This window comes from Priestia sp. TRM10, assembly GCF_057808375.1.
Map to the genome: position 1 here is coordinate 504,358 of NZ_JBJZOT010000015.1, position 13,434 is coordinate 517,791.

Annotated in this window: 15 protein-coding genes; 6 read left to right on the forward strand and 9 right to left on the reverse strand. The window is 37.5% G+C overall.

Features of this window, described 5'->3' with window-relative positions:
- Positions 1 to 87: 87 nt before the first annotated feature.
- Complete coding sequence (locus ACK3CR_RS19330; protein WP_243518604.1) at positions 88 to 390, reverse strand: hypothetical protein; 303 nt, start codon at positions 388 to 390, stop codon at positions 88 to 90.
- A gap of 199 nt (positions 391 to 589) precedes the next feature.
- Here ACK3CR_RS19330 and ACK3CR_RS19335 point away from each other — a divergent pair, with 199 nt between their 5' ends.
- Positions 590 to 784 (forward strand): hypothetical protein, encoded by a 195-nt coding sequence (locus ACK3CR_RS19335; RefSeq protein ID WP_243518602.1) that lies wholly within the window; start codon positions 590 to 592, stop codon positions 782 to 784.
- A gap of 55 nt (positions 785 to 839) precedes the next feature.
- Here the strand turns inward: ACK3CR_RS19335 and ACK3CR_RS19340 are convergent, their stop codons facing one another.
- Both ACK3CR_RS19340 and ACK3CR_RS19345 read right to left on the reverse strand, forming a co-directional pair.
- Positions 840 to 1,127, reverse strand: coding sequence for a hypothetical protein (locus ACK3CR_RS19340; protein WP_243518600.1), 288 nt, complete (start codon positions 1,125 to 1,127; stop codon positions 840 to 842).
- Positions 1,120 to 1,962: a TrmB family transcriptional regulator gene (locus ACK3CR_RS19345; RefSeq protein ID WP_328122595.1), complete on the reverse strand. Its 843-nt coding sequence runs from the start codon at positions 1,960 to 1,962 to the stop codon at positions 1,120 to 1,122. Before ACK3CR_RS19345 ends, ACK3CR_RS19340 begins: the two co-directional genes overlap by 8 nt.
- 137 nt (positions 1,963 to 2,099) lie before the next feature.
- Between ACK3CR_RS19345 and ACK3CR_RS19350 the strand changes: the two genes are divergently transcribed.
- A complete protein-coding gene (locus ACK3CR_RS19350) occupies positions 2,100 to 3,041 on the forward strand; it encodes a DMT family transporter (RefSeq protein WP_061805282.1) in 942 nt (313 codons plus the stop codon).
- A gap of 61 nt (positions 3,042 to 3,102) precedes the next feature.
- Here ACK3CR_RS19350 and ggt read toward each other — a convergent pair whose 3' ends face one another.
- Both ggt and ACK3CR_RS19360 read right to left on the reverse strand, forming a co-directional pair.
- A complete protein-coding gene (gene ggt / locus ACK3CR_RS19355; RefSeq protein ID WP_488975965.1) occupies positions 3,103 to 4,683 on the reverse strand; it encodes a gamma-glutamyltransferase in 1,581 nt (526 codons plus the stop codon).
- Entirely contained in the window at positions 4,680 to 5,927 is a 1,248-nt protein-coding gene (locus tag ACK3CR_RS19360; RefSeq protein WP_488975966.1) for an MFS transporter, read from the reverse strand. Before ACK3CR_RS19360 ends, ggt begins: the two co-directional genes overlap by 4 nt.
- Before the next feature lie 218 nt (positions 5,928 to 6,145).
- Between ACK3CR_RS19360 and chrS the strand changes: the two genes are divergently transcribed.
- From chrS to ACK3CR_RS19380, 4 genes are all read left to right on the forward strand, one after another.
- Entirely contained in the window at positions 6,146 to 6,622 is a 477-nt protein-coding gene (gene chrS / locus ACK3CR_RS19365; protein ID WP_061805278.1) for a chromate efflux transcriptional regulator ChrS, read from the forward strand.
- A 19-nt stretch (positions 6,623 to 6,641) separates the two neighbouring features.
- A complete protein-coding gene (chrB, locus tag ACK3CR_RS19370; RefSeq protein WP_328122591.1) occupies positions 6,642 to 7,232 on the forward strand; it encodes a chromate efflux transporter ChrB in 591 nt (196 codons plus the stop codon).
- Positions 7,232 to 7,768 carry a chromate efflux transporter ChrA gene (gene chrA, locus ACK3CR_RS19375; protein ID WP_410914710.1) on the forward strand — a complete coding sequence of 179 codons (537 nt, stop codon included), beginning with the start codon at positions 7,232 to 7,234 and terminating at the stop codon, positions 7,766 to 7,768. Before chrB ends, chrA begins: the two co-directional genes overlap by 1 nt.
- Positions 7,769 to 7,929: 161 nt before the next feature.
- Complete coding sequence (locus ACK3CR_RS19380; protein ID WP_488975967.1) at positions 7,930 to 8,304, forward strand: hypothetical protein; 375 nt, start codon at positions 7,930 to 7,932, stop codon at positions 8,302 to 8,304.
- A 72-nt stretch (positions 8,305 to 8,376) separates the two neighbouring features.
- Here the strand turns inward: ACK3CR_RS19380 and ACK3CR_RS19385 are convergent, their stop codons facing one another.
- From ACK3CR_RS19385 to ACK3CR_RS19400, 4 genes are all read right to left on the reverse strand, one after another.
- Complete coding sequence (locus ACK3CR_RS19385) at positions 8,377 to 8,655, reverse strand: AbrB/MazE/SpoVT family DNA-binding domain-containing protein (protein WP_243518584.1); 279 nt, start codon at positions 8,653 to 8,655, stop codon at positions 8,377 to 8,379.
- A 190-nt stretch (positions 8,656 to 8,845) separates the two neighbouring features.
- Positions 8,846 to 10,042 carry an HD-GYP domain-containing protein gene (locus tag ACK3CR_RS19390; protein WP_243518581.1) on the reverse strand — a complete coding sequence of 399 codons (1,197 nt, stop codon included), beginning with the start codon at positions 10,040 to 10,042 and terminating at the stop codon, positions 8,846 to 8,848.
- A gap of 311 nt (positions 10,043 to 10,353) precedes the next feature.
- On the reverse strand, positions 10,354 to 11,595 hold the full coding sequence (locus tag ACK3CR_RS19395) for a nucleotidyltransferase domain-containing protein (RefSeq protein WP_488975968.1): 1,242 nt from the start codon (positions 11,593 to 11,595) through the stop codon (positions 10,354 to 10,356).
- 16 nt (positions 11,596 to 11,611) lie between these two features.
- Positions 11,612 to 13,408, reverse strand: coding sequence for an ABC transporter ATP-binding protein (locus ACK3CR_RS19400; protein WP_488975969.1), 1,797 nt, complete (start codon positions 13,406 to 13,408; stop codon positions 11,612 to 11,614).
- Between the last annotated feature and the right edge of the window lie 26 nt (positions 13,409 to 13,434).

Below are 13,434 nucleotides of genomic sequence, written 5' to 3' on the forward strand. Positions count from 1 at the left end.
TTATTTCCTGTATGTACAAATTATTCCTTTTCATTAGGTATGATGACTGAACACCTAAATGTATAGGGGAGAAAAGCAAGGATGCCCTTAGGTAGATGCCAACTCCTCATTACTTGATTTAAATCGTTTCACATTATATTCCTTATGTAAGTACGCTTTTAAAATCTTAACATCTTCTCCCAAAGCAAAGTTTGGTCTTTTAGAGAGATGACCAATCTCTTTTTCATCATCATATATCCGGCAGTTAATGGACATTGTTTTTGAATCAAAGCTAATGTCCTTTCCAGAATAATAATATTCATAATAACCATCTTCATCTTGCTCACTTTTATCTTCGAAATGTGTGACTTCGATATAATAAAGTTCTCCATTTAAAGTAATGGATTTCATCGTATATGTTCCTCCCTTGTTTTATTGAACCTATTTAGAATTGTTGATTGCTTATTGGACATGTGCTATATCTGTTTCTCTCAGAAAATCTCTTTTTTCTCAACCATAAAATTTCTCTTACCCTCTGTCCTTCTATCCCTTTTGCATCGTTTTTCACATACTTCCCCCTGACACATACACTATAAAAGCGAGGTGTAAAATGAACGGAGACTTTGATATTCTTGGTCTTGTTATTTCTCTTTTGGACATCATTGTGATTATTTCCATTGAAGATGAACCACTTATTGGAATTATTTTAGCTCTTTTATTAAAAATAGTATGCAAAGACAAACTCATTCGCATTTTGTTAATCTTGCTTGTAGTTGTGCTCGGTGAAGTAATGGGGGATGAATAGCCATCAATAGAATCATTCTCCTCCTCTTCACCATTCAAAATTGTCTTTGACGTACTCATTCCATATTCTTTTTTTGCTCTTGTTTAAAATTTCCACTAAAACATAATATCACAACAACTATATTTCTGGAAAAGAAGAGAAAGAATGAAAAAGTTAGAGGATTAATGCCCCTTCTCTCAATTCTTATTATGATTTTTGTTAATAACAATCCTCCCCTTTTTACACTCTTCTTTATCTCAACCGTTAACTCCTGCGTTTGTCTCACGCTTGCTTTCACTGTTTTTCTACATATAAAAAGAAGAGCTTCCGCTAAATAACTAACAGAAGCTCCTTCTTTATTCAATCAATCCCAATCTGGCTGCAACGCTATACCCAGACGAACCAAACTTAAAGCGATTTCTAAGCTCAATCAAATTCGGGCCGAAGCTTTTTTCCAATGTGTCCCGATGTTCTTTCATCATCTCGTATATATACAAGTCATGTACAATCACTTCTGTAATCGGCATCACAAGACCTGGATGCATTGTCCATGCAGCACGGCTGTCGTCACCAAGTGAGAGAATGCCTGCCACAACTTCTTGATCATCAACGCTTAAAACAAGCCAACGTCCCCCATATTCTTCAGTAATTTCATCACTTGCATCATGTTCATATACTTCCGCGAAATCAAAACCAAGTGTGCCGTAAGAAACAATTAAGATTTGCACACCACGCCCGGCCGCTTCTTCGAGTTCTTTGCGTATTTCTTCTGCATCTTCCATCCAGATTTCGAGGAGAATTCGTCCTTTTGCTTCTTTAATCGCTTCTTTGGCACGATTAATAATGGCTTCATGCCCTGTAATGTTCCAAATGTTTTCTCGATTTAATGAAACATAAGAATAATGTTCAAGCGCCTCTTCTGCTACTTCAAACGATGTTTCTGCTTTTCTTTTTTTTAAGTTAATGAGCTCATGTGGAGGAAGCGGAGTGTAAAGAGCCGGGTTTTCATGACTTATCATGACTTCTCCTCTGTCAACAAGGCCACCAAGTACTTCATAAATTTTAGAGCGAGGCACACCTGAGTTGAGAGAAATCGCGTAACCTGACAATGGTGATTTTTCTAACAATGTTATATATGCTTTTGCTTCATACTCTGTAAAGTTCAGATCTTGCAAAATTTTAATAATGTCTACTTTCATGTTTTCCTCCTTCATTATCCGAGCACTATTAGAGCTATTATATCATTATTGCCCTTGACAGATAATGGCGATAATTATAAGTTATATATAGTCGCTACATTTGTAGCAACTACTTTTAGATTCAATGGAGGGGTAGAATGGATACGGTTTTGAATCAGTATGAACCAAAAGTGAAAGCAAAAAAAGTGAAAAAAGGCCTTACATTATACATAATGGCTACACTTATTGCTGTTCTCTTTTGGAGTACATCGTTTGTAGGTACAAAAATAGCTTATGCATCATTTTCTCCACTTACACTTGGTGCAGCACGTTTTATGGTAGCAGCCATCATTTTAGGAATCATCATGCTCATAAAAAAAGACAAAACAATTCCATCACTTAAAGACATTGGCGTAATGTCACTAAGTGGTGTATTAGGAACAACGCTTTACTTTTCAATGGAAAATATCGGAGTTGAGCTTACAACAGCCTCTAATGCTGCTATTATTATTGCCGCTTATCCAGCTATTACCGCTCTTATTGAATTTATATTTTATAAAGTTAAAATATCATGGGCTAAAGGGATAGGTATTCTAATTGCACTTATTGGAGTTTACCAAATTTCTTATAATCCGCATGTAGCAGAAAGCGGGCATGCCCTACTTGGAAACGTAATTTTAGTTTTAGCAGGTTTCGTATTTGCTTTCTATAATTTTACAACACGTAAAGTCGTTAAAAAATATTCAATGATTACGATTTCCTTTTACCAAACATTAGCAGGAGCGATTACTTTTATTCCTGTTGCTTTTATTGAAAAATCAAGTTGGAAAATGCCAACAATGGAATCATTTTTAGTGCTTCTTTATCTTGGAATATTTTGTTCTGTTGTCGCTTTTCTTCTATATAATTATAGTTTACGAAAATTATCTTCAAGTTCCGCTGTAACGCTTATGAATCTTGTTCCGATCTTTGGAGTTATCTTTTCTGTCATTGTGCTCCATGAAGTGATTCGAACAGCTCAAATTATTGGAGGCATTATCGTTATTTTCGGAGTTGTATTAAGTATGAAAGAAAGTAAAAGTGGGAAAGCTAAAAGTTAATCCCTTTCAATATAGACCGCCTAGTAGTCATTCCCTGCTAAGCGGTCTTTTTATTTATTTTCTATCTCCCAAACGCTCCTCCATCACTCCTTGGATCTACTCCACCATGTAAAAACCCTTGATCATCAATAACAATTGCGTGTGCATGCCCCATCACTCCATCTAAATCACTCACTCTTTTTACAAGATGACCAGCGCGAGCTAGCGATTTTTCCACTTCCTCACTAATGCGCCCTTCGATTTTTAACTCTTGTGTTTCCTCTCCCCATGTTCTTCCCCATAAAAAGCGTGGAGAGCTAATCGCTTCTTGGGGATTCATTCCATAATCAATCATTCTTGTAATAAGGGCTGTCTGGGTTTGCGACTGCCCTTCTCCACCTTGTGTTCCGTATAAAATAGAAGGGTTTCCGTTTTCACAAGCCATTGCGGGCATTAGAGTGTGGAACGTTCTTTTCTTTGGTTCTAGTGTATTCACATGATTCTCATCAAGAGAGAAAAATGATCCTCGATTTTGCATAAGGATGCCGGTATCTCCTGCGATTACACCTGAGCCAAATTCAAAATAGAGGCTTTGAATAAATGACACTGCATTTCCTTGTTCATCAACAACTGCGGCATAAGCTGTATCATTTCCAATTGGCTGTGTTGTCACATCGTTTGTTTTTTCGAAAGTAATCTCATTCGCTATTTCTTTTCCATACGATTTACTTAACAAATTTTGAAGAGGAATGGCTGAGAAGTGAGGATCTGTCAAAAATTCGTTCCGATCTTGGAACGTTCGTTTTAATGCTTCGACTAACAGGTGATAATATTCATAGGAGCCGTGCGGGATAGATCGTAAATCATAGTTTTCTAGCACGTTTAACGTCATTAGTCCAACAAAACCTTGCGAATTCGGTGGCACCTGGTACATCGTATAACCGCGATACGTTGTTGAAAGAGGTTCAACCCATGCGCCTTGGTGCTCAGCGAAATCTTCAAACTCTAATAAACTTCCCTTTTCTTGAAGACTCCTCACAATTCGTTTGCCAAGCTCCCCTTTATAAAAGCAGTCCCGCCCTTTTTCAGCAAGCTCTTTTAACGTATGAGCAAGGTTCTTTTGAATGAACTTTTCATTTACCAGTGGTACACGCCCATTTGGAAGGAAAACAGCAGCAGTGTCAGGCTGTTCCCCCAATAACTTTAAATTGTTCAGCGTGTTTTCATGCTGATCTTTTGAAAATGGAAAGCCAAATAAAGCATAGCCGATAGCTGGTTCAAGAACTTCTGCTAGGGACATCGTCCCGTATTTTTTTAAAACAGCATCCCAGCTGTCAACCATACCTGGGACGGTAATTGCACTTTTAATCCCTCTTGTTGGAATCGCTTTTTCTCCCCGATATTTATCTCTTGTCACTTCACGACCTGAGCGGCCGCTTCCATTATAAACGCGTACTTTTCCCTCTTCTTTCTGCTGCATGAGCCAAAATGAATCTCCACCAAGCCCAGTCATATGAGGATACACAACTGCTAAACAAGCACTCACCGCAACAGCCGCATCAAATGCATTCCCGCCTCGCTGAAGAATTTTATCTCCTGCTCCAGAGGCTAAATAATGTGGACTAACGACCATTGACTTTGTTCCAACAATTGCTTCATTCATATTAAGTTTTCCTCCCCTGATTTATAGTTCTTTTTCACAGCTAGTTGTGAAACTGGACTTTCTTTTGGCCCTTTGTCTGTGAACAGAAAAGCAACAGCGCCAACGAGTAATAATGCTCCAGATAAGTAAAAACCAAGCTCAAGCCTTCCTGTTCGATCTGCAAAATAGCCTGTAATATAAGGTGCAAAAATGGAAGACAGCATGCCGCTAAAATTAAAGAATCCATAGACCTTTGAATACATAGAAGCTGGTGTAATGTCTGCGATGTATGAGATTAGTACAGGGTCAAGAGCTAATTTTCCAAGCAAGCCATATAGGACTAACCCTGTAAGGAGAAGTGAATAACTTTCTGTATAAGGAATAACAATCTGCAGGAAAGCTCCTGCAACAGCTAGAGAGATAATAAGAGGCTTTTTGCTTTTCACACGATCTGAAATGTAACCAAAGAAAATGGCGCCTGGAATGGATGCCCATGGAACAAGTGAAGCAATAATGCCTGTTTGTGAACCATCAACACCACGAGCTGTCTGCAAATAATATGGAAGCCATGTTAACATTCCGAAAAAACCGTAAAGAGAGCAGAAGATAATGATATAGACGCATATATGGTTTTTGGTAAAAAGTTGCTTAAGGCTTACGTTTTCAGTTGGAACAGCAGTTGAAACCCTCTCTTCTTTATTGCCATCCCGAACAAAGACACCAATTAAAATGGCCACAATGACAGTTGGTATGGCAAACAAGTAAAATGAAAACTGCCATCCTTTATCTAACGTGTAAGTAAAATAGCTTGCTGCAATAAGACCAAGTGAAATTCCTAATGCCATCCCACTGTTAATGAGAGCTGAAACAAGACCTCGGTATTTTTTCGGCGTAATGTTAGAAGAGATACCATACTGTGATCCATAGTATGTTCCTTCTCCTAACCCTGTAAGAGCACGCATAAGAAGAAATAAAGCAAACGTTGTGACAGCTCCACTTAGATATGTAGCAACTCCAAAAAGAAGATAACCTGTCACAAGGACTCTCACTCGTCCAACCTTGTCTGCTAAAAACCCTGTTGGAATTTGCATAAACGCATATGAAGCAAAAAAGACCGTAGACATAAGGCCGAGTTCTGTTTGACTTAAATTCCACTCCTCTCCGATATCACCCATAACAGGAGAAAGAATATTTCGATCTGCATACATGAACACCCATCCTAAGAAGAATAAAAAGATAACAAGAGCTGGATTGTTTTTCTTCATTTCGCTCACCTCTATTTTCTGAAAATTATGAATTAATTATATCCAGCACTTTTCTCAAATGGTTTATTCTTGTTAGATTCTCTTCCATTGTTTTTTTACGTTTAGTAATTATATTTTTATTTTTCTGTTGATTCGGAAAAATAAAATGGTAATATGTTTATAAATAGAATGTTTTTCTCTCTATATAATTACATAACGAAAGTGAGGTCGGAAATTCCTTGCATTATGATTATCACGTACCTAATTTAATTTTGGATGATGTGGATAAAACTATCCTCTCTATTCTTCATGAAAATAGCCGAGTCTCTTATACAGATCTCGGCAAAGAAGTTGGGTTATCGCGCGTTGCTGTACAGGCGCGCATTAATAACTTGATGGAAAAAGGCGTTATCGAAAAGTTCACGGCGATCATTAATCCAGCTAAGATTGGGATCCATGTTTCTGCTTTTTTCAATGTGGAAGTTGAACCACAATATTTAGAAACTGTTGCTGAACAACTTTCAGAGGAGCATGCTGTCACAAGCTTGTATCACATGACAGGACCAAGCAAACTTCATATGCACGGCATTTTTGCAGATAACGGAGAAATGGAGCGCTTTTTAACCGAAAAGCTTTATCCAATGCAAGGCGTTGTGAGCGTTGACTGTCAAACACTTATTAAACGCTATAAAAGCAGAATGGGCATGAAGCTATAACAATGGCAAACAAGGGGGAATGAAAGTGAATGCTTATAAAGAATTAATTATTGCAATGGTACGTACAGGAATATTGGGCTTTGGGGGAGGTCCATCTGTTATTCCGCTTATCCGCCATGAAGCTGTTTCACGGTACAAATGGATTGAAGATGATGAATTTGGAGAAATTTTAGCCATCGCAAATGCGTTACCAGGCCCTATCGCAACAAAGATGGCCGCTTATTTAGGATACAGGGAAAAAGGAGCCCTTGGAGCAATCGTTGGGGTGCTCGCTCATATTCTCCCGACATGTCTTTCAATGGTCATCTTACTTACTGTTGTGAATGTTTTAAGCTACTCAGCCGCTGTCGCTGGCATGATTTCCGCTGTTATGCCTGTTATTGCCGTAATGCTCGGCCTTATGGCATACGAATTTGCCGCAAAAGCAGTCAAAGGATTAGGGAAATTACTTGGCTGTATCCTTTTTGTAGTCACCTTCCTTCTTCTCCAAACAATTGCGCTTCATCCCGCATTTGTCATCGTCATCTTTCTCGCTTATGGAACAATGCATTTTAAACTCAAAAATAAATGGGAGAACAAAAATTCAAAAAGTAAGGGGTTGTCCGTATGATGCTTTTACTTAGCTTGTTTTTAGGTTTTTTTATTGCTAATGTACTTGGATATGGCGGAGGCCCTGCTTCAATTCCGCTAATGTATGAAGAAGTTGTTGATCGCTATCATTGGCTCACAAATGCCGATTTTTCAAATATGCTTGCTCTTGGCAACGCCCTCCCTGGACCTATTGCAACAAAGATTGCGGCATATGTTGGTTACGATGTTTTTGGATGGTGGGGATTTCTCATTGCCTTATTTGCAACTGTTTTTCCATCGGCAATTGCTCTTATTCTACTTCTCAAACTTATGCAGCGCCATCGTCAGTCTCAAGTTGTTAAAGGTATGACACTTCTTGTTCAACCTGTAATTGCTATTATGATGCTTTTACTAACATGGGATATGATCAAAGATGCGGTTGGTTCAATTGGGATTTGGCAGTCTCTAATCATCGGCCTGATTTCTCTTTTAGCACTCGCAAAGTTTAAAATTCACCCTGCTTTTATGATTATTGCTGCGTTTGCTTATGGAGGCTTTGTTATTCCGTATCTTTAATCTATCCGTAAAACTCGTTATCTATAATTCAATTCAGTGAGCACACTCCCATTGAGAGTGTGCTCCTTTTGCTTTCATTCTTTAAAACTACTTTGACATGCCCTCTTTTTCTTCTTTATACTATATATGGAATATAATTGAAATTTGTATAGGAGGCACAAATGAATAAAACAAATGTCATCATTTTCATTATATTCATCGTGACGTTTCTGCTCGGGACTTCTCATATGATTTTTAAGATTATGAGAGGAGAAAAAATCGGCTTTCATGAATTTCTTTTCTTCTCTACGTTACTTATACTGTTACTCCCTTCAACTACCTCAAAAGGAGAGAATGATGAAGAAAAGAAAAGAGAAGCCTCTGAGAAAAGTGCTAAAATAAGCTACTTTCTCTTACTATCTCTCTTACTTGTTGCTGTCATAGTAGATGAAATGCTAACAGGAGAAATTAACACTTTGCTAGCTATAGTGTTAACAATTGGGATGGCTACGCTGCCCGTTATAGAATTTTTCATGATGAAAAAATACCGTTCATAATCCTATTTCACACCAAAAGAGGAACAATGGAAGATTCCACAGTTCCTCTTTTTCGATACAACACAAACTATTCTAACTTTCCTGAAGCTTGCTTTCTAGCTCTTTCTTTAATATTTCTGCGCCTTCATCACTTAGCACAATATTCCCTGGATACACTTTGTTATCTGAAGACACTTCTCCTGTAATGATACATTCCAAGTTAGATTTGTATTTTTGCAAAATGATTTTTTCTTCATCAATAAAAATCTCAATCGGATCTTTTTCATGAATAGAAAAGGTTCTTCTAAGTTCTTTTGGCAACACAACTCTGCCTAGTTCATCTACTTTTCTCACAATCCCCGTACTTTTCATAAAACGCTCACCTCTTTTTCTTTTATTTTTACCGCCACAGCAAGTTATATAATCAATCGTTAGCAACAGGTTTAAGAGAGCGGTTGTTGTACTGGTATACTTTTTCCTTTACCTCATTACACTCCAGAGCAAACCTATTCTAGCAATCCTTTCCTTAAACCGATAAAAAAAAGAAGCGCACTCCCGCTTCCTACAAACCTTCTATTCTTTTCTCTCTCTGTTTTCGGCCATACTCTAAGCCATCATAAATTTCTCTAAATCGATTTTTTACATCTTTCAGGGATTCGATCAGCCAAGGATCAAACTGTGTTCCTTTTGCTAACTCTAAACGATAAAAAGCCTCTTCAAATTTGATTCCTCGTCGATAAGAGCGGGTCGTTGTCATCGCATCAAAAGCATCCGCAATAGCCAGAACCCGAGCATCTAGTGGAATGTCTCTTCCTTTCAGACCTGAAGGATATCCTGTTCCATCCCATCGTTCATGATGATAAAGAACACCTGCTTTTAAAAGCTGCAGTCGGCTCATTCGCTCAATGATCTGAGCGCCGGCAGTTGAATGGGTTTTAATTGTTTCATATTCTTTTTCAAGCAGTCTCCCTTTTTTCATTAAAATGTGTTCTGGAACGTTAATTTTCCCAACGTCGTGAAGGAGTCCGCTTAATTTGAGTCTTTTCAAGTCTTGTTCATGATAATCTGGCAAGGAGCTTGCAAGGGCAACAGCATACTGACTGACGCGCTCACTATGACCATATGTATAAACGTCCTTTGCTTCTACTGCCACAACAAACGTATTCACAATTTCTTCAATTGTTGTCTCTGTTGATTCTTTCACAAGGTCTACTTGTCTTCTATAGATAAGATGAAGTGTTTGCAGTACAAGAAAGCTTAAGGTTGATAAAATAAGATACAATAAAACTCGATTTGAAATATCAATGCTGTCTGCCGTATAGTTCTTTTTAGGCAGCTTTATACTGAAGAATGTTAGAAGTCCTAATCCAAATAATGAATAATAAAAAAGGGTCTTCTTTTCTCCATATAGGCCAGCAAGAAGCGGTAACAATAAGAAAAAGCTCCATGCTTCAGAGTAGCCTGACTGAAAATATACAACAATGAGCAATCCAATAGAATAGATGAGAATCATATGCTGATAGATGCTCGCTTTAAAATCAATATATCTTGTTAAACTGCCCATCATAATTAACAGAGCTAAACAAATTAAAAAGGATGGTAAACTAGCTCCTGAGAAGTTTACTTGGAAAAGATAGAAAAACCCATTCCAAGCGCAGCTTAATCCTAAAAAAACAACGATGACCCGATAAAGGTATGTTGTTACTTTCAAACGATGATCATTAAAGTATTCCTCATACAGTTCGTTGTGTTGTGCCATTTCGAGATCTCCTCATTATTCAAAATGCCTTTATATTGTAGCATCTTTTTCCTCTTATGTGGGAACTTTTGTAGAATAATGACGTTTCTTTACATATCGTGATTATTTTCACTGTTTTGTTAAAGAAAAACTAAAAAAGCAGCGTTAACGCTGATACTCTGTCATAAAGCGATAGACTTTCTTCCCTTTCTTTATTCTCTCCTGTGCTAAACTAACGACTTATAAAAAGATAAAAAGAATGCCCTATACCTCTTACATTGTATAAGACATTCCTCTGCTATATTTATATGAAAGCTACTCATTATACATTTTCAAACCTTTTCGACTTTTCCTCTTCCTAAGCTTGCTGATTTTCTTTTCATCCATAAATAAGGGCGAAGCGGGAAGTAGAGAAATTTGAGTGCTTTTGGTAGTTTTAGCTGATCTTCTTCAGAAGCTTGAGGGTATAAATATCTTAAGACTTGAAACCATCGTTGAGAGACGGTTCCTGTTTTATAAACATATGGATGTTGAAAGAGAATAATCTTTGCTTTAAAAAGCTTGGAAAGTAGCAGGAAAAACATGCTCCCTTTATATTCTTCTTCTCTCTTTAGCTCCCTTTCCATGTAATGCTGACTTATTTCCAGAACACATGAAACAGCAAGCTTCGCCAGTTCTTTCGCTTGATTTTCTTCTATTATACTTTTTGCCTCTTCTGGAATAGGAGTCTCAAAAAAAGTGGCAGAAACAAGGAGCGCTTGCCCAACAAGATTGAATTGTTTGCTTGAGCGAAGTTGTTCTACTTTCTTAAATGGTTGCTTTCTTCTCATCATATAATCAACATCAGCAAGCCAGCGCAAGCGGAACCAGCCATGTCTTGTTCCATGAGCAATAAGAAAAATAAATAAATCTTCTTCCCCTAGGAAATAAACAGGCGAACGTGTTAGCTCACTTTTTCTTCTCCGCTCCCATAGCTCATGAAATGTTGGCTGTTTAATTGGAAAGGGTTGTGAACGCCAATGAATTTCAACTTGAATCTTTTTTTGAGGATGAAAGTAAATAATATGATGATGAAGCCATTTCCATTCATTTATAAGAGAAAAAAAGCGGTCTTCTCTTTCATAGCCAAGCTCAATTAGAATATCTTCTGCTTTTTTTATATCTTCGAACCTAATTAACACATCTAAATCTTTCGATGTTCGAAGCGAAATATCTCCGTAGATATCTTGAGCAATTGGAGGACCTTTCAAAAACAGAAGTTTAATATTTTGTTCGCTGAATAATTTGCTCACTTGCTCCATTTCTGCACTCAAATGAAGCATCGAAAATGTATTTTTTTGATATTCTCTCTTTAACACTTCCATTACGAATGGAGGAACAGCTGAATCCCTTAGCTCTCTTAATTTCGCATATACTAAAGGATAAATGCGATGATGCTTCACAAGCTGCAAGAAATAGTGCCAGTCCATATTTTGTTCTAGAACTAGACTTTCTTCTCGATGATTTAAAATAGTTAACATCACTTTTAGTTCTCTTGGCAGCAATGATAAATCAAGCTCACCGTTTCTTTGCATACCTTTCACCATCCCTTTATTGAACAGCTTGCGCCTGACTTTGAAGAAGCTCACTAAATAAATGTCCCCTCTCCTTTGACAGCTGTGTGTAACTTCCTTGCTGAACAAGTTTTCCTTTTTCTAAGACAACAACAGCATCTGCATTACGAATCGTTGATAAACGATGGGCAATAATAATGACGGTCATCCTCCCTTTTAATTCTTCAACTGCTTTGCTTACTTTTGCTTCATTTCGCACATCGAGCGCACTTGTTGCCTCATCAAGAATAAGAATAGATGGTTTCTTTAACAAGGCCCTTGCTAGGACTAGGCGCTGTCGTTCTCCACCTGAAAGTCTTACCCCTCTGTCTCCAATCACTGTATCAAGCCCATAAGGCAATTCTTTCACAAACTCATACCCTTGCGAAAATTGAAGTGCTTCCCACATTTCTTCATCACTTGCTGTATTTTTTACCATGAGCAAGTTTTCCCGGATTGACGTATTAAATAAAAACGGATCTTGTGAAACATAGCTAATCGAGTTGCGAAGTGCAAAAAGATTCTCTTCTGTAAGAGGAGATCCATCAATTAATACTTCTCCCTTTTCTGGAATGTTCAGCCCCATTAACAAATCAATTAACGTACTCTTCCCTGCCCCCGAAGGTCCTACAATAGCCGTAATTTGGTTTTGTAGGATATGTAAATTGATATTATCTAACACAAATTCTTCTTTTGTTTTGTTATAACGAAATGACACGTTCCGACATTGAAATGAGCCCTTGATGATAGCTTTACCTGCTCTTTCATCGCTAACCGCTACTTCTTCTTGTTCTTTTTTGCATTCCTGTAAAAGCTCTCGAATTAAACGACAGGAAGGAATACTTGCTGCAATTTGCTCTATGTTTGACTGAATGCTTGTAAACTTTGGCCAAAGGCGTGAGAAAATTAAAATAAGAAGTAACACCTGATCCTGCTGAGCACCAAAAGACTTTAAAGAAACAAAGATAAAGAGGGCGATAAGACAGGCTGATGATAGTTTATAAATAAGCTGTGAATCAGATTTTAATTTCATATAGTTGATTTGTTCTTCACTCATTTTCTCCGTTAAAGACTGAAGCCAGTTCACATGATTACGTTCTAATGTATTGCTTTTAATATCTTTGATTCCGTTGATTTGATCCGTAATGCCCGCCATATAACTTTCACCAAGCTTTGATGTTTGCTTGCCAAGCTTGTTTGATCGTTTAATTAAGCTTTTTGAGCAGTATCCAATCATAAGACCGCACGCTAAAATAAACAAAGTTAATCCAGCAGAGAGCCAGAGCGCAATACAAATTTGAATAACGGTAAAAATAAGATGAGATAAAAGCTGAAGAAAATAATTAATCGCCCCAAGTACACGGGCAAGCTCTGCCGTTAGTAAATTAATTAAGTCCGATTTCCGTTTTCGTAAGAAAAAACTCCATTTTGAATTTAACAGAGAACTGTAAATGTCCAATCGCAAATGCCTGCTAAAATTTTCACGAATGCGAGCATCACGAATTGACAAATAACGCTGTAAAAAAGTTTGTCCCACAACAATAAAAAGATATAGACCTAACACAAGGGGCAAATAAAACGATTCGGGAATACGAGTAAGAAAATGAAAAAGCTCCATAATCTTCCCTGAGACATTTTCAACTTGCACGAAGCCTCCAAGACTAATAAGTGGAATAAGGAGCAATATTCCTGCTCCTTCAAGCAAGCTAACAAGCGCACGCCCCACAACATTCACATACAAACCTTTTCCTGAGAAATGATGCATTCTTTTAATATAGTAAAGAAAGGCATTCACTTTGTTCACCTCACCATTTTCTAGAG